Origin of the sequence: Bacteroides faecalis (assembly GCF_003865075.1) — a bacterium.
Classification (GTDB): Bacteria; Bacteroidota; Bacteroidia; order Bacteroidales; family Bacteroidaceae; genus Bacteroides; species Bacteroides faecalis.
The window spans coordinates 1-16,535 of sequence record NZ_BHWB01000002.1 but is presented as its reverse complement, the minus strand read 5'-3'; the positions used below and the strand labels follow the sequence as shown (position 1 = coordinate 16,535).

Genomic DNA, 16,535 nt, shown 5'->3' with positions numbered 1-16,535 from the left:
TTAATTCGAGCTGTGACAACCGGCTTTATCTTCCCTTATACATCTCCTCATAGTACTTTTCGTAGTCGCCGGAGGTGATGTTGTCCATCCAATCTTGGTTGTCTAAGTACCAGCGGACAGTCTTTTCGATGCCTTCCTCAAATTGCAGGCTCGGTTCCCAGCCTAATTCTTTTTGGAGTTTGGTGGAGTCGATAGCATAACGGGCATCGTGTCCCAGACGGTCGGTAACGTAGGTAATCAAATTCAAATCTTCTCCTTCCTTACGTCCCAGCAAGCGGTCAACAGTCTTGATAACGACTTTGATGATATCAATGTTCTTCCACTCGTTGAAACCGCCGATATTGTAGGTTTCCGCTACATTCCCCTTGTGGAAGATAAGATCGATAGCGTGTGCGTGGTCTTCTACGAAAAGCCAGTCACGCACGTTTTCCCCCTTGCCATAAACCGGAAGCGGCTTGCGGTGACGGATGTTGTTGATGAAAAGCGGTATCAGCTTTTCAGGAAACTGATACGGTCCGTAGTTATTGGAACAATTGGTTACAATGGTCGGCATACCGTATGTGTCGTGGTAAGCACGGACAAAATGGTCGCTGCTTGCCTTACTGGCTGAATACGGGCTGTGTGGATTGTACTTCGTAGTTTCATAGAAGAAATCATCGCCGTATGCCAAGTGATGTTCGGCAGAAGAGGCTGTCGTTGCAAACGGAGGCTTGATGCCTTCGGGATGGTTCATTGTCAATGCACCATATACTTCATCCGTGGAAATATGATAGAACCGCTTGCCCTCATACTTTTCAGGTAGGGATTCCCAATAGAGTTTGGCGGCTTGCAGCAAAGAAAGTGTCCCCATCACGTTGGTACGGGCAAATGTAAACGGGTCTTTAATGCTTCTATCCACATGGCTTTCTGCTGCCAAATGGATAATGCCGTCAATGTGTTCATCCTGCATCAATTTATAGAACGACTCAAAGTCGCAAATATCCATTCTTACGAACTTGTAATTGGGCTTGCACTCAATGTCTTTCAGGTTTGTCAAGTTTCCGGCGTACGTCAGCTTATCCAAATTAATGATATTATACTCCGGGTACTTGTTAACGAACAAACGTACAACGTGTGATCCGATGAATCCAGCTCCGCCGGTGATTACTATATTTCTTTTTGCCATATTATTTTTCGTTTTTCAGGTTAGCGATACACTGTTTTAGCGACTCCGTCCAATAGGGAATGCGGATACCGAATGTCTCTTTGATTTTAGTCTTGTCGAGTACCGAATAGGAAGGGCGTGTGACAGGACTTGGGAACTCGTTGCTGTGGCACGGTTGCACATCGCAAGCCGTTGTAGCGTTGTATTCGGCAATCATCTTGGTGAAATCGTACCATGAGCAAACGCCTTCGTTGGAATAATGGTAAACTCCTGTCTTTGCATAAGGATAGTTGGCTCTTACTGCCGCATAATCTTTCAACACAGCTTCAATGGCTTTTGCCAAGTCAAGAGCGTATGTCGGTGTACCGCATTGGTCGAACACTACTTTCAGCTGCGGTTTGGTAGCGGTAAGGCTCATCATGGTTTTACAGAAATTCTTGCCGAACTCGCTGTACAGCCAAGCGGTCCGGATAATCACATGTTTGCAGCCGGTAGAGATGATCTTCTGCTCGCCATGCAACTTGGTTAAGCCATAGACTCCTGTCGGAGTACCTTGCTGGTCTTCCTTGCAGGGGACATTATACGGCTCTTTACCGAACACATAGTCAGTAGAAATCTGCACCAGCAAGCCGTTGACTTCTTTCATGGCGGTAGCCAGATTTTCGGGAGCTTCGGCATTTAGTTTCTCTGCCAGAGCCTCGTTGCTTTCGGCTGCATCCACATTGGTATAAGCGGCACAGTTTACGATTGCATCTATGCGCTGTTCTGCCACCATCGATTTCACTGCGTTCAAATCAGTAATATCCAAATAGGCAGTTTCTACTCCTTCCACCTCATTCACATCCGTAAATGTATAGCAGTCTTGGCTGTGTTCAGCTATGATCCGCATTTCGTTGCCCAACTGTCCGTTGGCCCCTGTCACTAATATATTCATCTCACTCAAACTCCGGATATAAATTTACATGATAATCAAAAGGTGAGTCAAAGTCTTTCAGACAGAGATGCTTTATGTCTTTATCTGAAAGAATGGCACTTTCGGTTGGAATTTGCCAGTCAATACCGAGGCTTGAATCCTTGATGCTGATGCCACCGTCCGCTTCGGGAGCATAAAAGTTATCGCATTTATACTGGAATATTGCCGTTTCGCTCAATACCGCAAAACCGTGGGCAAATCCTCTCGGCACAAAGAACTGACGATGATTGTCTTCGCTCAGTTCCACAGCCACATGCTGACCGTAAGTGGGACTACCCTTGCGAATATCTACGGCTACATCAAGCACACAACCTTTCACGCAGCGCACTAATTTGCTTTGTGTAAACGGTGGTCGCTGGAAGTGTAAGCCGCGCATCACACCATACGAAGACATGCTCTCATTATCCTGCACGAAATTGATTTTCCTGACTTTCTTTTCAAACTCCCGTTGTGAGAAACTTTCAAAGAAATAGCCTCTGGCATCATTGAACACCTTGGGTTCGATGATGACCACTCCCTCTATATTTGTTTTTATTACTTCCATATCAATCCAAATTCTTCTTTCCGGTTCTCTCTACTTCATCTATGACCTTTAACAGGTACTGCCCGTATGGATTTTTTAGCATCGGTTGTGCCAACTGGCGCATTTTCTTGCAGTCAATCCATCCTTTACGGTATGCGATTCCCTCCAGACAAGCGACTTTCAGCCCTTGTCGTTTCTCTATCACCTCAATATAAGTCGATGCCTCTGACAAGGAATCGTGCGTACCGGTATCCAGCCAGGCGAATCCCCGTCCCAATGTCTGGACTTTCAGTTCTTTGTCGTCCAAAAAACGCTGGTTTACAGTAGTAATCTCCAATTCGCCACGCGAAGAGGGCTTGATATGTTTGGCGACATCCACTACTTTGTTTGGGTAAAAATACAATCCGACAACAGCATAGTTGGATTTTGGTTTTTCCGGTTTTTCTTCGATGGACAGGCAATTTCCTTCTTCATCAAATTCCGCCACGCCATAGCGTTCCGGGTCACTCACCCAATAACCGAATATGGTGGCCTTTCTCTCTTCCTCCGCCGTGCGGACTGCATCTTGCAGCATGGCGGTAAAACCGCTGCCGTGAAAGATATTGTCTCCCAATACAAGGCATACAGAATCGTTCCCGACAAACTTTTCTCCAATGATAAATGCCTGTGCCAAACCATCCGGCGAGGGTTGTTCCGCATACTCGAAACGAACGCCATAGTCCGAACCATCGCCGAGAAGCCTCTTGAAACCGGGTAAATCATTGGGTGTCGATATAATCAGGATATCCCGAATACCTGCCAACATGAGTACTGATATCGGATAATAAACCATGGGTTTGTCGAAAATAGGGAGTAACTGCTTACTCACTCCTTTGGTAATAGGATACAAGCGAGTTCCACTTCCGCCTGCCAGTACAATTCCTTTCATAAATTATAGTATATTAGTATTCAACTCATCCAATAGCTTTGTCTGGTTATGTTTTATTGGGGATAAAAGCATTTGCTGATAACGATGACAAGAATGTGTGTCGCATCCCATCCTGTCGTACATTCCATTTCTCAATATCCATTCAGCTTTTCCCTGCACACGCTTTCCGTACATGCCCGCCAGCGATGGCAGATTCAACTGAAACAAAACATGTCCCTCTTTCAAAACCTTATAGTCTTCTTTCTGCATATATTCGTATCGTTCCGGATGTGCGAGCAAAGGATAATAACCTTTCTTTTGGATGCGTTGCAGAACGGACAACAGATCCATCGGAGGGTTGAAGTAGGAGGTCTCCACCAACAAAAAGCATTTTCCTTCTTCCAAAGGGAGTAAGTCCTCTTTTTCCAATCGCTCTTCAAAAAGATTGTCGAGCATATATTCCGCAGCCAGCCTTAGCTCTAGCATCCCACGATAACGATGACGCAGTTCTTGGAACTTCTGTTGCAGTTGAGAGGTCTCATTTGGTATATCTTCCATAACATGAGGTGTAAGCCATAGCCTGCGAACCTCTTGTTGTTCCATCTCCCGTAGAATTTGCAGAGACTCTTCCATAGATTGTACACCGTCGTCTACTCCGGGAAGCAGGTGACTATGGCAATCCACCAGACCTTTGAATATGCCACTTCGAGAAAGGATTGTTGTTTTATGAAACAGCCACATGACTACTTGGATCTGCCATTGTTTCCATAATAAGAACCGCTTCCGTAACCATACTGATAGCCGTAACGATAACCGTAACGTCCGCCAGACCCTTCCGTTCCATTGAGGATTACAGACATGTTCTTGTACTTCTTTTCTCGGTAGATGTTTTCCAACTCCGGAAGCATGCTGCGCTCCAACAGGCCTGCACGTACCACAAAAATCGTACGGTCGGCCAATTTCTCTATGATTTGCGTATCGGCTACCAGTTCAACCGGCGGACAGTCAATCAATACAATATCATATTGTTGCTTTAAGGTATCGATTGCTTCCCGTAACCGGTCATCAAACAACAGTTCGGTCGGATTGGGAGGGATGGTACCTACGGGAATGAAACTGAATGAAGCATGTTTCTCATCCGTGATAATAATGTCAGAAATCCGATCCACTTGTCCTCCTAAATAATTGCTCAAACCAATTTTGGGTGAATGGAAATAGGCAGAGGCAGAAGCATGGCGAAAGTCGCCGTCGATAACCAATACTTTTTTATTTTTGATGGCAAGACTCATGGCTATGTTCATGGTCAAGAACGATTTTCCACTGCCCGGATTGAACGAGGTGACTACAATCACATTAGAGGATTGGTCTTTGCCAATCATGAACTCCAGATTGGTACGCAAGACACGAAAAGCCTCATTCATGATGTCACGGTTTCCTTCTTTAACCACAATGGTATGCGCTTCATGTGATTTTACTTTTTTCTTGCCACGGATAGCCAAAGGAATCTCCCCGATAAAAGGAATGCTCAAGCCCTCCAGGTCTTTTCTTCCACGGATACGGGTATTCATATTTTCACGCATGAACACAATGATTACGGGTATCAATATACCCAAGGCAAAAGCTACCAAGAGAATGTTCTTCTTTACGGGAGCGGTAGGTATCATGCTTCCTCCGGGTTTTGCGATGATACGGGTGTTGTAGGCTGTAAATGCCTGAGAAAGTTCATTTTCTTCACGTTTCTGCAACAGATACAGGTAAAGTGACTCTTTCACCTTTTGCTGGCGTTCCACGCTAAGCAGGTATTTGGACTGCTTCGGGTTGGAGGCAATCTGCGAGGTTGCCTGCCCTCCAATGGCTTCCAAACTTCTGATTTGTGCACGCAAAGCTACCATCTGGTTGTCAATGGAAGTGATCAAAGCACTTCGCATGTCGTCCAGCGATTTGTCCATTTCCCTGACCAATGGGTTCTTGACACTACTGTGAGACACAAGGCTGTTACGTTCCAACAATTTAGTATTATATTCATTCAGCTGTGTGGAAAGGCTCGCATTTTCAATGCCGGAATTGGCAGGGAGCAATTGATATTTGTTATTTTCATCGGTCAAATAATTCTTGATATATCGGGCCATATAAGCCTGGTTGTTCAATTCACGAATTGCAGTATTGGCTTCATTGGCCTGAGTCATATACATACTTGCCGCTGCCTGTACATCCGGCAGCAAATGCTCACTTTTGAAAGAAGATATATCATCATCAACATTGCCAAGTTCCCCCTCAATCACCCCTAAACGCTCATTGATGAACATGGAGGTACTGACCGCTATCTGATTCTTGTCCCTTACCCAGTTTTCATTGTAAACGGATATAAGGGTATTGAGCACATCTTCCGCCCGTTGGGTGGACACATCCTGGAAAGACAGCGTGATGATATTGGATTTTTCATCGTTCTGGGATATCGTCAAGTTAGCAGAACAGCCTGCTGATGCCGCAGACAAAGACTGGCGGGTTACATAAATGGTACTTTCTGTTTTGCCTGAATAAGCGGCCGATGGAATAACGACAATAGGGCCTAAGGGACTTTGGATGCTGTCATTCAAACTACCTTTCACAATATCATCATTTTCTATTTCTGTTCCATTCCGTGTAAAAGAGGATAATTCTACTGCACCATCCTTTGCCAGATAAAGTTCGAAAGTGGCGGACTCATTCTCGGAAAGGTTTGGAATCACCACATGGACAGGAAGCTGGTTTCCATATACAGTCTGTTTATGGAAACGTCCGTCTGTCTGATAATTCATTTCCAAATGCAACCGCGACACCACTTCACGCATGATGTCGGGAGACTTCAAAGTTCCCATCTCGTTATAGACATTGGTGTTGGTCGTAAACAGACCCAGATCGGAGAAAGACTCCATATCCGCTGAAGAAGATTTTCCTTTGGAATCGTCCTTAATCAAGATGGAGGCAGTCCTGACATATACCGATGGGGTTCTCAACAGATAAAAGGTCGCACCCCCCAAACATAAGACCAATGAAATGACAAACCAATGCCATTTGTTGAGACAGAGGTAAAACAAATCCTGTATGGTAATGAAATCCTGCATATTTTGCACCGTTGATTTATTCTGAATAGTAGCCATTTCTCTTTTTATTTAACGATAAGTACAGCGATGGAGGTCAATAAAGAAGCCAGGGAAATCCAGAAAGAGGTGCTGCGCACATTGTTCCCGTTTACGGTAGACTGGCGGGCTTTGGTGGCATTAGGCTCCACATATACCACATCATTCTGTTGCAGATAATAAACAGGCGAAGTGTAAAGATGCTCAGCCGAGCAAAGATTGACTCCATACACCCGCTGTTTTCCTTCTTCTTGACGCAGCACCAGTACCTTTTCCCGCTTTCCGTAAATGGTGAGGTCTCCCGCCTGGCTCAAGGCATCCAGGATTGTAAGGTTATCCTTATCGATATTAAAACGGCCGGGATTGTTCACTTCACCCATTACGGCGATGCTGAGATTCATATATTCCACCGTAACAACGGGATCCTTAATCAAATCATGAGTCTGTAGCTCTTTCTTAATGTAGGCAGCCACCTCTTCACGGGTCATACCGGCTATGTGGATTTCTCCCAACACGGGAAAGTCAATGTTCCCTTTGGAATCTACCGTATAACCGGACACACCACGATTAGAACCGGAAGAGCCCTCCATGCCGATTTGTTGAGAAACAATCGGCAAGTTAAACAGGTTGGTCAGGCGCAAATCCTGACTGTTGACCAGAATAGACAATTTGTCCTTCGGTTGAATCCTAATCTCTATCGGGGCTGTAAGTGCCAGTTCACTTTCACCCGGATGTAAATCTTGAAAATAAGTAACTTCTTTTGGTGTTGAGCAAGCTCCTAAAAACAGGATAAATGCAGCTCCGACTAATTTTTTGAAAAAATTCATATTGATATAAAACTATAGTTTCGAATGAGTCATATGGATTCTACGGGTCAGCCATAGATTACCCAAAGTCCATATGATGATGTCCAGCATAAAAAGCAAGGTTACATCCACATAACGTGAAAGCAGGATGTTACACAGTGTAAAACATACAGATACGAGAACAATAGCAATCATTGCCGTATACTGTTTCATGCCTATGGCAAGCATTTTGTGATGGATATGGTTCTTATCAGGCAAAAAGGGATTCTTTCCGTTTCGCACACGGTGCAAATAAACCCGTACCACATCAAAACAGGGAATGATAAGCGGTGAATAGGCCAAAAAGAAAGCATTAGGCTGTTGCATAGAGGAATTTACCGGAAAACTGTTGAGCAGCTTCAGACTTAAAATGCAAATCATCATGCCTATTGTCAAGCTGCCGGTATCCCCCATGAATATTTTGTTCTTTTTGGCAGGGTCTCCAAATACGTTATAATAGAAAAAGGGGACGAGCACTCCAAGTGTCGCAAAAGCGAGCAAGGCATAAATGTATTCGCCTGTCATAAAAAACACCAATCCATAAAAAAGCATAGCCACTCCACATAGCCCGGAAGCCAATCCGTCTATCCCGTCTATCAGATTGATAGCATTGATAATAAATACTACGGCGAATAAGGTAAGTGGATATCCAATCCATTCAGGAAGGGCGTGAATAAACAGCAAACCGTGCAGGTCATTGATCCACAGCCCACCTGCAATGACCAGTAATCCACAAATGATCTGTATGGCGAACTTGGCACGGTATCGTATGCCAATCAGGTCATCAGCCATCCCGACCAGATAAAGCATCATGATGGTGCAGAAGCCGAATGCCAATGGGCGGCTTTCATTCCCGATTTTACCAAGAAATTGACTGTCCCCCAACAACATGCTGATCCCCAAAGCAAGTGCCACCGAGAAAAAGACAACCGGTTTGAAGGCTATTCCTCCTAAACGGGGTACTACCCCCTGATGGATCTTCCGTTCATCAGGCACATCAAACAGACGCTTGCGAAATGATATCAACAAGATTTGCGGAATCAAGACGCCGGCACAAAATACGCTCAATGCGAATACAAATAAGGAATTGATACCCCAAAAGATATTGGGATCGCCCATCACATTTGAAATAACAGTCATAAATATCGTATCAGACAAATTGAATATACTCAGAAGTAACTTCCACACTTACAGCGAAAAAATCCTGCAACTCTATCAGAATACGCTTTGTTTTAGATCCTCGTGATGTAATCAAACTCCCTTCATAACCATTGAGGGGACCGCCCACTATGCGTATTTTGCGACCATACATTCCAGGGGTGATTTCATCAGGCAAATAATACTTGGGAGAATCAGATGTGTTAACGGCGAACATAAAGCGTTCCATTTCATTATTTCTGACCGTCATCGGAGCACGGTTGCAATTACGCAGGAAACGGTATTGTAAAGTCCCTGTTTTGGCCACGACCGGGTCAAGATCTTTCCTAGTGGAATGTACGAACAGCAAATCTGGAATGGCCGGTATTTCCCTTCTCTCTTTTACGCCTTTCTTGTTCACCAACTGCCATTTCATAGGGACAAATACCTCAAAATTTTTATCACTCAGCAATTTATAGGCAGGCAGTTTGGCATTGGCGCGTTTCAAATCACGCATGACGAACCATTGCATTTGTTCTTCCGGCAGAATATGTGACATATAAACTTAGATTTTACACACACCTTCTATTCCTGCATGTTTAATCATATTGATGATTTTCATGCAGTTACGCAATTGATAGATAAAAGTTCGGGCGTTTGCCCTTTGCCTGTTCCCGTCCATCTTCTGAGGCACATTTCCGTTAATGCAAGAAAGCCAAACAGCATGCTGGCTTTCTGCTTCCATGATACTTCTCTGTATAAGAGAAAGATTGGGGTTTTAGGTAGCCGCAAATGGTTGATATTCAGCACTGTTATTTTGCGAAGGCACTATTTTCCCAAAACATTTGTTGTGCTCATAGCATTCTTTTAGTTGCAAAACGCAGTTTTTAATAAATAAATACGGCTCGTAAACGTCAATTTATCAAATTAAACCTGTACCTTTGCAACATAGAATCTTTCTCTTATACAGAGAAAGAAGTATCTGCAAAACAAAATTCTTTTATATTCAGCCTCTTCTTTAATGCTCTATGCCTCTATTGGCTTGCCCAATACACTTGCTCTTATTCGTCAGCTTTATTGGAAGTCTTTTGAAAGTATTCCAAGTACATTTTTCAACTCCGTACCGCTATTTCTCTCATTAAGAGAAGTGACGGATGTATATTATGACTGATTATCAGATAATAGAGTATGGCATACCTTATTATTTGCCAAACAAAGCCATACTTTTGCCAAACAAATTACAACCGAGGAAGCCCAAGAAAGCCGTTTTTTATATGTGTTTTTTGAGCAATTCCGTCTTTTTTTGTAATTTTGCATTTGAAATACTTCTCTTAATGAGAGAGTGGCTGTTTTATACAACAAAAATGTCAGTTCTTTAAATAGAACTGACATGATGCCATAAACACATTACGATTGGTCGGCCATCCGTTTACAATAGTTTCAATACGATAGAATTGGCTTTATCCACAGACGAGGTGTCTAATGATGTCAAATATATCCTTGTGGTTGTTTCCGAATCATGTCCCAAAGCTTCACTGATAGTGGAAACCGGGATGTTCCTGCTTTTTGCAATGCTCGCCCAAGTATGGCGTGCGACATAAGTTGTCAATGGTATTCCCACCCCAAGTTGTTCCCCGATTTTCTTTAGCTTGTTGTTTACTAGATGTGAGGCATTTTTGTATTGTTTCCGCTGATCCCGATCCATGTCGCGGATGATAGGTAACAAATAAGGACTGCCTGTCGTATCATATTTGTCGATTATGTCCTGCATGGGTTGTTCCCATTTGATTGAAAGTTGTTGGTTGGTTTTCTGTCGGCGGTAGGTCAGGATTCCGTTCTGCAAGTCTTTCTTTTTCAAGTACGACATATCCACGAAGGACATGCCTCTTGTATAGAATGAGAATAGGAAGAGATCCCTTGCATAATCAAGCAGAGGGGATAGGGTCAGGTCAAGTTCCTTGATCTGGCGGATGATTTTTATAGGGACTGCACGTTTGACGGTCTTGTCAATCCCGGTATAGACGTGCTTGAATGGGAAGCGTTGTGCGGTCAGTTCCCTTTCCACCGCACGGTTGTAGATGGCTCGCAGGTTACGCATATAGAAGGAAATTGTATTCTTGCAGATCCCGTTCTCTTTGAGCCATGTTTCGTATTCCATCATCAGGGAGGAATCCACATCGTCCAAAAGCAGGTCCTGTTCTCCCCTGAAATGTTTGAAACTGTTTAAGACGGTAGTATAAGTATCGGCTGTACGTCTTTTCCCGATTTGTTTCAATTGGCTGATGAGCCTTTGGGCAAACGCAATGAAGTTATCACAGTTTTTAGGCCCATTCGAAAGTTCTACAATCTTTTCCACCGAATAGTTATTGCCCGTTTTATCAAGGCGGGCAATAACACCCTTTAGTTTTGATGATTCCGCAGCTAATGCCTCCTTCACAGATAATAAATAGCCGTGTCTCAACGGTTCATTATCTGTCAATATGATTTCCGAACCGATGGCATCCCATTCACTTTCGAATATCTTATACCCGGTAGCTATCTGTCTTGTAACCCTGCCATGGATTACTTGGAAGAATAATGTACCCTCCTTGCCAGGTTTGGAAGAAGCACGGAATTTCACTTTTACTGTTGCCATAAAATTAAATGTAATGAATGTAAAATATCATTTGCTATCATTGGAATCATTTTATGGCGTAAAGATACTGCCTAAGCAGTCGGATGGGAGCAGATTAAATATTGGAATATCAGAGAGTTTGTGGAAGCTTGTGGGATTTTGTAAGCTATATGAGGCCAACCGGTTTGCTTCGTGCTTTCAACACCAAGCAAGTCCGACTGATATGCCTATGGGTTGTTGGTCAACTCCATGCACACAGAGAATTATTACAAGATGAAATGTCCCGAACGGAGTTAAGTGCATGTGACGACCTCCTACATGTCTTTTATTATGCCATTTGACTGGCAAGCCGTCATTTATCAAGTAACTGTTAATGTCTAAAGTTTTAGCTGCATGTATAAAGGATGATACCTTTTCTTTTCCCAATTTGTAAAAAAACGAATTTGTCGGCAGTTTCTTATGTTGCAGGTTGCACTTGCAATGATGAAACAGTCAGATTTCTTTAAGAGTTAGTACTTATAAAATGGTAGCCACTTCCGACATTTCGTATCCCTTGCGATGCCGGAGTGACATACCTGCTAGGGAGATTGAGCCGTCAGACTTACTCCGTGTTTGCAACACCAAGTAAATCCTGCCGATATGTTGGTGCTGCCAATGGATAAATCCAATCCGCTGCCAAAGAGAATACCTTTGAGGCTGCGCTTCAAAAGCATTCACATTGGCAGCGGTCTTTTGACAACTATGTCCTTTGGTAGAATGAATAATCGTAGAACCACGTTTGAGCCTCTTGGCCGGAAACGTTTTTGTCGTGCAAAGGAACTGCGGACGGGAGGAACGTCAAATGCCGCTGACGCTTTCGGTCGGAGGGCTTGACGGAAGCCTTCCGCAAATTTTCTCGTGCCTCAAAAATTGGGGTATTCCATCTGCACCCTCTGACCTCACACTTGCCTTATCCTCCCTCGTGTCCGCAGGAAAATCCGCACGAAAAAAACGGTTCTCCCGACCAAGAAGCTCAAAGGAGCTTCACAAGAGGGAAAAGAATTGAAACCTCCAAACTTAAAGAATTATGCGAGTAAGAAAAATGACTATCAAGCAAGGCAGGAGAGTTGGCATAGACCGCTTTCCGAACTTCCACCATACAGGAAGTGTCCGGGGCATGAAGAGGCTCTATTATGGCAGCAGGTGTTTACTGGTGCGGTGTGGCGATTACATCTACAACGTATCACCCGAACCTTGGATTTATTATCAGGCGACCATCTAAATTGTAACAATATGGACTATCAGGAATTTTCAGGAGCAACAGTCTCCGAGCAGGACAAGGCTTTCGCCCAAGAGTTTGCAAACTTCGTGAACGGACGTATGTGTTCCGCCGACATTACCGGCAAGGAACTGACCAGAGCACACCGCTACCTCCAACAGGAGATGTTCAAGGTATTTATCGGCTTCATGCGACAGTTGGCAATCAATTACCAAAATGGAATTTATGATGTGCGCAACGAGTGGGCATCACAGCTCGCATCGGAAGCGTACCGACATCTAAGGGAAAGAGAATTGATTTATGACCCCGAATTTTCAAACACTAAAACTTACTGATATGTGGAACGAGACAGATTTTCCGGAATACGGACGTCAATGTGAATTGATAACACCATGGCGTGGCTATCATCGTGGTACAATCATCGCCAAAACTGCAAAAGGCTTTACCGTGCAGTTCAGCAGCGGAGCGGAAATAGACGTTTATGAGGACGAAATTAAATTTGACTGATTATGTGCAGACTTATGACACCCATGTTGGAGGAGGTCTTAAAAGGCTATCCTCTTTATTCCCAGGACGGCAAGGGAAAAGATGCTGTTTGCCGTGCGGTTTTTGCTCTCGGTTCTGTACGCTGGTTCATACTTGAAGGTGAAACAGAGGGTGATGACACCATTCTTTTCGGAATAGTTGTCGGACTTATGGAGGATGAGTACGGCTACATTTCACTGAACGAGCTGTCGGAAGTAGAACTTGACCTTACGGCACAAGGTCTTGGCAAGCTGCAAATACGGCAACAGACGAACTTGCAGCCGATACCGTTGTGCAAGCTGAACGACCAACGGTTACAACGTTTCCTTGCGAGATTTGAAGATTGAGTTTATAACCCGTCAGCCGTAGATTACCGCTACGGCTGACACAAAACAGAATACAATATGCGTAAAAAAGACAGAATAGATACGGTAATCCGGTGCAGTGAAGCGAACGGCTGGTATGTAAGTGCGGATGCCGGACAGAAGAACGGCATAGTCATCTTCGAGTTTTCAAAGTTCACTCCGGCAGGGCAAGACTTTTCCTTTACGGCAGCGATGAAAGACAAAGACCTTGACAGTCTGATAACGGACATGGAAAACTATTACGAGGGCTTCGATGTGGACGAGGAAACCTATCTGTGGCTTGACAGCAGAGGGCATGGAAAGAACGGAGCACCTTACCGTATGAGAGACGTGCTTGCAGATATGGAAGCGGCAGAGAAAATGGTGGAGAACCTTCTTGACGCAATTAGAGGAATAGCATAAAATCAAGATTTTACTTGCAAGCAGCCTGCCATGTTTCATAGAAACATGGCAGGCTACCTTATGTTTGTTTTATAACAAAAATCATACAGAAATGACAGACAGGCAGATTATCCGCATTGCAACCGTGAACGGCTGGAATGTGTCAACAAGAACTGAAAACGGAATCCGATGTTTCGACTTCAGACGGAAAACACTTGGCGGTGTTCAGTTCTGTTTCACCGTCGGAATGAAAGATGACAAGGTGGAAAATCTTGTGGAAGAAATAAAATCCTTCGTGGATGCCATCACCCCCGAAATGTGCGCATGGGAGTGGATGATAAAGTCGGGGGCGATGCCCCCGGCACGCTACCTGCAAGCCGTTGCGGACATGGATGATATACGCACAAAGGCGTGGCTTCTTGCTTGCGACTTGTCGAAGGCAACAGGTAAAAGTCCGTTTTCGCACCATTGGCTAAATTGACCGGAACGGAAAGCGTCAGTGGCATCCGGCCTTACCGTCTTTCCGTCTGCGCCCCTTCTTCGGGAGACCGGCAACTTTATAAGCTATCAGGTCTGCTCCACGAAACATGAGTTTCGTTTTGTCCTGCATCTTCACAAAAGGTAAAGGCCTTTCTGGATGACTAATATAGGCATAGACCGTACATCTGTGAACACCCAAATAACGTGCGGCCTCATTGACGGAGTACGTCCGACCGGGAAGAACTTCCAAAAACAACTTGTGTAAATCCATATCCTACTTCGTTTTGCCATAAAGATAAAATCGGAATACATATATATCAACACATTAGATATTGGAATATCAGATATTTAATGGGATTTTCAAGGAATATGTGCTATCAAATGCTGCAATGTTTAAGACCGCATTTGCGGAAGTAGCATTACAAGAAAATAAGAAGGGCATATATTTAGAGGTTGACAGCGTTGACAAGGGAGCCAACGTCAAACGTATCTTACAAGGTTTACCATAAGCTGCTATCATACAATATATTATCTTTTTCTTTATTAAAAGAAGAAATAAATAGTATATCGTGGTTTGTCAACCTTTGGCTCCAAATATCTTGGGCTTTTCTGAAAGTGGCTACCTTTGTCAACGTTTGTCAACGCTGATTTTTAATATAAACTATTTGGTACTAAATGTATTATGCTTTGTCAACGCTGTCAACATGAAAATATGTGCAGATTATATTCTGAAAGTGTATGGGAAGAAAAGTCCATAACAGGAAATAGGGTTTACGGGAACTATTGCGTCGTAATTCCATACGAAATAAGGGGTGAATGTATTTCAATAAAAAAGCCATCACTAAGGATGACTTTTTATAATGTTTATTTTAAGAACGTCCAATACCCGCCTCTTGATGGACCAATATACTTAATTACATTCTTCAATTCTTCCAGATCTCGGTAAATGGTTCTTTCATTGACATCAAGTTTTGCAGCTAATTCTTCTACTGTTATTTGGTTATTCCGTTTGATAAGGCTGACAATTCCCTGCTGACGCTTATGTTTCTTTGGTATATTCTTATTATTTGTATCTGTATTCAACTGTAGAGTCATATCTTCATCGTCCAATTCTTCTGTAGATGCCGTTGAGTTTTGACTGACATTTTCAACGCCTTTGGGTGACATTTTCGGACTTTGACTGACATTTTCAGCGTCCTTGGGTGACATTTCTATGTTTTGACTGACATTTTCAACACCTTTGGGTGACATTTTCGGACTTTGACTGACATTTTCAGCGTCTTTTTCAGGCATATCCATATAAGTTATGGAAAATATAAACTGAGACCCATTGTTAATCTCAACTTTATAGTTGGGGTAGTAGAGAGGCGCATAGCGTAAGATATTACGAGTTCCTGATCCCATATCCTCAACCCATGAAAGTTCATGAAACACTCTAACCAGCAATGGATTTTTTGTATAGTTATTAAGTTGCTGCAAAGTCAGTTTGCCCTCAGGTATTTCGGGTAACAGCCTTGTAGGATTCTTTGTTACAACACGGTCCTTGAACACATGATAAAAACAGGCATAGCCTATACTGTAATCGGAATGTACACAAAGATTTGCTACAATCTCGCGGAACAAGTCCCAACGCAAATCTTCTCTCTGGGTAGAGCCTGCCGGTAGATAAAATTTATTCGGCAGATAACGTTCGGTAAATTTGGTCAATTCATCATACACTCTGATAAGGTTGCATCGCAATGTCTTACGGTCGTCATATCGGTTGGGAAATTGCCGCATGTCATTGTACTGCTCATAGGTGCACATGTGAAATAGTGCCTCGAAACGATAACGAGGCATAAAATCCTCTATCGCATACTCTGTACCGAACAGGATAAGTGCTGCATATTTAAGTTCCAACTCTCCGGTATTGATATTTTCCCTTGCCAGACGAGTATGTATCAGTATTTCTTCATCTGAAAGCTGCAGCCAAGGATGTCCAGGTTTCTTTACGGCAAGAATGTTTCGGCAGAACTGGAACGTGTCATGGTCAAGATGTTCCATTTTCAGGCCATCAACTTTCCTTTCTTCAAACAAATGCGGGTTCTTTCTTTCGAAAAGCGAAAGCAATAATTCAGGGTGGTCCGTTATATCAATATCCGCATCCCCGTTTCTGTCCCAAAACCTGCCCTTATAGCGGTAGACATACTGACCGCAAGGAATATCAAGCAGTATGACAACCTTCCCGTTTATTTCCATAACTTGTGGAGAAAAATATGGGCAAG

20 protein-coding genes are annotated in these 16,535 nt (G+C 43.5%); 7 read left to right on the top strand and 13 right to left on the bottom strand.

Annotation, left to right across the window (positions count from 1 at the left end; genetic code table 11):
- Positions 1-25: 25 nt before the first annotated feature.
- The 11 genes from EJF25_RS02765 to EJF25_RS02715 form a co-directional block, all read right to left on the bottom strand.
- Positions 26-1,165 (bottom strand): dTDP-glucose 4,6-dehydratase, encoded by a 1,140-nt coding sequence (locus tag EJF25_RS02765; RefSeq protein WP_125039940.1) that lies wholly within the window; start codon positions 1,163-1,165, stop codon positions 26-28.
- A 1-nt stretch (position 1,166) separates the two neighbouring features.
- On the bottom strand, positions 1,167-2,078 hold the full coding sequence (gene rfbD, locus EJF25_RS02760) for a dTDP-4-dehydrorhamnose reductase (RefSeq protein WP_125039939.1): 912 nt from the start codon (positions 2,076-2,078) through the stop codon (positions 1,167-1,169).
- A gap of 1 nt (position 2,079) precedes the next feature.
- A complete protein-coding gene (gene rfbC, locus EJF25_RS02755; RefSeq protein ID WP_125039938.1) occupies positions 2,080-2,661 on the bottom strand; it encodes a dTDP-4-dehydrorhamnose 3,5-epimerase in 582 nt (193 codons plus the stop codon).
- Position 2,662: 1 nt separating this feature from the next.
- Positions 2,663-3,568, bottom strand: coding sequence for a glucose-1-phosphate thymidylyltransferase RfbA (rfbA, locus tag EJF25_RS02750; RefSeq protein ID WP_125039937.1), 906 nt, complete (start codon positions 3,566-3,568; stop codon positions 2,663-2,665).
- 3 nt (positions 3,569-3,571) lie between these two features.
- On the bottom strand, positions 3,572-4,288 hold the full coding sequence (locus EJF25_RS02745) for a tyrosine-protein phosphatase (RefSeq protein ID WP_125039936.1): 717 nt from the start codon (positions 4,286-4,288) through the stop codon (positions 3,572-3,574).
- 2 nt (positions 4,289-4,290) lie between these two features.
- Positions 4,291-6,687 carry a GumC family protein gene (locus tag EJF25_RS02740; protein WP_125039935.1) on the bottom strand — a complete coding sequence of 799 codons (2,397 nt, stop codon included), beginning with the start codon at positions 6,685-6,687 and terminating at the stop codon, positions 4,291-4,293.
- Positions 6,688-6,695: 8 nt separating this feature from the next.
- Complete coding sequence (locus tag EJF25_RS02735; protein ID WP_125039934.1) at positions 6,696-7,493, bottom strand: polysaccharide biosynthesis/export family protein; 798 nt, start codon at positions 7,491-7,493, stop codon at positions 6,696-6,698.
- A gap of 12 nt (positions 7,494-7,505) precedes the next feature.
- Positions 7,506-8,651, bottom strand: coding sequence for an MraY family glycosyltransferase (locus EJF25_RS02730; protein WP_125039933.1), 1,146 nt, complete (start codon positions 8,649-8,651; stop codon positions 7,506-7,508).
- 10 nt (positions 8,652-8,661) lie between these two features.
- The gene (locus EJF25_RS02725; RefSeq protein WP_125039932.1) at positions 8,662-9,207 is read right to left on the bottom strand and encodes a UpxY family transcription antiterminator; all 546 of its coding nucleotides are present in this window, start codon (positions 9,205-9,207) and stop codon (positions 8,662-8,664) included.
- A gap of 6 nt (positions 9,208-9,213) precedes the next feature.
- Entirely contained in the window at positions 9,214-9,393 is a 180-nt protein-coding gene (locus EJF25_RS02720; protein WP_125039931.1) for a hypothetical protein, read from the bottom strand.
- A 684-nt stretch (positions 9,394-10,077) separates the two neighbouring features.
- Positions 10,078-11,283 (bottom strand): tyrosine-type recombinase/integrase, encoded by a 1,206-nt coding sequence (locus EJF25_RS02715; RefSeq protein ID WP_125039930.1) that lies wholly within the window; start codon positions 11,281-11,283, stop codon positions 10,078-10,080.
- A 591-nt stretch (positions 11,284-11,874) separates the two neighbouring features.
- Between EJF25_RS02715 and EJF25_RS24785 the strand changes: the two genes are divergently transcribed.
- The 7 genes from EJF25_RS24785 (at position 11,875) to EJF25_RS02680 (ending at position 14,272) form a co-directional block, all read left to right on the top strand.
- Positions 11,875-12,135, top strand: coding sequence for a hypothetical protein (locus EJF25_RS24785; protein WP_160119360.1), 261 nt, complete (start codon positions 11,875-11,877; stop codon positions 12,133-12,135).
- Between the two features lie 193 nt (positions 12,136-12,328).
- The gene (locus tag EJF25_RS25360) at positions 12,329-12,523 is read left to right on the top strand and encodes a hypothetical protein (RefSeq protein ID WP_125039929.1); all 195 of its coding nucleotides are present in this window, start codon (positions 12,329-12,331) and stop codon (positions 12,521-12,523) included.
- The gene (locus EJF25_RS02700) at positions 12,496-12,855 is read left to right on the top strand and encodes a sulfide:quinone reductase (RefSeq protein ID WP_235016690.1); all 360 of its coding nucleotides are present in this window, start codon (positions 12,496-12,498) and stop codon (positions 12,853-12,855) included. Before EJF25_RS25360 ends, EJF25_RS02700 begins: the two co-directional genes overlap by 28 nt.
- Position 12,856: 1 nt before the next feature.
- Positions 12,857-13,027: a glyoxalase gene (locus EJF25_RS02695; RefSeq protein ID WP_125039928.1), complete on the top strand. Its 171-nt coding sequence runs from the start codon at positions 12,857-12,859 to the stop codon at positions 13,025-13,027.
- Between the two features lie 2 nt (positions 13,028-13,029).
- Complete coding sequence (locus tag EJF25_RS02690) at positions 13,030-13,392, top strand: hypothetical protein (RefSeq protein WP_125039927.1); 363 nt, start codon at positions 13,030-13,032, stop codon at positions 13,390-13,392.
- A gap of 57 nt (positions 13,393-13,449) precedes the next feature.
- Positions 13,450-13,812 carry a hypothetical protein gene (locus EJF25_RS02685; RefSeq protein ID WP_125039926.1) on the top strand — a complete coding sequence of 121 codons (363 nt, stop codon included), beginning with the start codon at positions 13,450-13,452 and terminating at the stop codon, positions 13,810-13,812.
- A gap of 91 nt (positions 13,813-13,903) precedes the next feature.
- Positions 13,904-14,272, top strand: coding sequence for a hypothetical protein (locus EJF25_RS02680; protein WP_125039925.1), 369 nt, complete (start codon positions 13,904-13,906; stop codon positions 14,270-14,272).
- A 15-nt stretch (positions 14,273-14,287) separates the two neighbouring features.
- Here EJF25_RS02680 and EJF25_RS02675 read toward each other — a convergent pair whose 3' ends face one another.
- Positions 14,288-14,542, bottom strand: coding sequence for a helix-turn-helix domain-containing protein (locus EJF25_RS02675; RefSeq protein ID WP_370685688.1), 255 nt, complete (start codon positions 14,540-14,542; stop codon positions 14,288-14,290).
- A 593-nt stretch (positions 14,543-15,135) separates the two neighbouring features.
- Positions 15,136-16,535, bottom strand: a 1,400-nt coding sequence (locus tag EJF25_RS02670) for a DUF8451 domain-containing protein (protein ID WP_125039924.1), incomplete at its 5' end; no start/stop codon positions are given.

What these genes read in the sequence shown, in the direction of transcription:
- EJF25_RS02735 (WP_125039934.1), bottom strand. Translation starts at nt 7,493, where the DNA reads ATGAATTTTTTCAAAAAATTAGTCGGAGCTGCATTTATCCTGTTTTTA.
- EJF25_RS02690 (WP_125039927.1), top strand. Translation starts at nt 13,030, where the DNA reads ATGTGCAGACTTATGACACCCATGTTGGAGGAGGTCTTAAAAGGCTAT.
- EJF25_RS02765 (WP_125039940.1), bottom strand. Translation starts at nt 1,165, where the DNA reads ATGGCAAAAAGAAATATAGTAATCACCGGCGGAGCTGGATTCATCGGA.
- EJF25_RS02720 (WP_125039931.1), bottom strand. Translation starts at nt 9,393, where the DNA reads ATGGAAGCAGAAAGCCAGCATGCTGTTTGGCTTTCTTGCATTAACGGA.
- rfbC (WP_125039938.1), bottom strand. Translation starts at nt 2,661, where the DNA reads ATGGAAGTAATAAAAACAAATATAGAGGGAGTGGTCATCATCGAACCC.
- EJF25_RS02680 (WP_125039925.1), top strand. Translation starts at nt 13,904, where the DNA reads ATGACAGACAGGCAGATTATCCGCATTGCAACCGTGAACGGCTGGAAT.
- EJF25_RS02685 (WP_125039926.1), top strand. Translation starts at nt 13,450, where the DNA reads ATGCGTAAAAAAGACAGAATAGATACGGTAATCCGGTGCAGTGAAGCG.
- EJF25_RS02725 (WP_125039932.1), bottom strand. Translation starts at nt 9,207, where the DNA reads ATGTCACATATTCTGCCGGAAGAACAAATGCAATGGTTCGTCATGCGT.
- rfbA (WP_125039937.1), bottom strand. Translation starts at nt 3,568, where the DNA reads ATGAAAGGAATTGTACTGGCAGGCGGAAGTGGAACTCGCTTGTATCCT.
- EJF25_RS02695 (WP_125039928.1), top strand. Translation starts at nt 12,857, where the DNA reads ATGTGGAACGAGACAGATTTTCCGGAATACGGACGTCAATGTGAATTG.
- EJF25_RS02745 (WP_125039936.1), bottom strand. Translation starts at nt 4,288, where the DNA reads ATGTGGCTGTTTCATAAAACAACAATCCTTTCTCGAAGTGGCATATTC.
- rfbD (WP_125039939.1), bottom strand. Translation starts at nt 2,078, where the DNA reads ATGAATATATTAGTGACAGGGGCCAACGGACAGTTGGGCAACGAAATG.
- EJF25_RS02715 (WP_125039930.1), bottom strand. Translation starts at nt 11,283, where the DNA reads ATGGCAACAGTAAAAGTGAAATTCCGTGCTTCTTCCAAACCTGGCAAG.
- EJF25_RS25360 (WP_125039929.1), top strand. Translation starts at nt 12,329, where the DNA reads ATGCGAGTAAGAAAAATGACTATCAAGCAAGGCAGGAGAGTTGGCATA.
- EJF25_RS02730 (WP_125039933.1), bottom strand. Translation starts at nt 8,651, where the DNA reads ATGACTGTTATTTCAAATGTGATGGGCGATCCCAATATCTTTTGGGGT.
- EJF25_RS02740 (WP_125039935.1), bottom strand. Translation starts at nt 6,687, where the DNA reads ATGGCTACTATTCAGAATAAATCAACGGTGCAAAATATGCAGGATTTC.
- EJF25_RS02675 (WP_370685688.1), bottom strand. Translation starts at nt 14,542, where the DNA reads ATGGATTTACACAAGTTGTTTTTGGAAGTTCTTCCCGGTCGGACGTAC.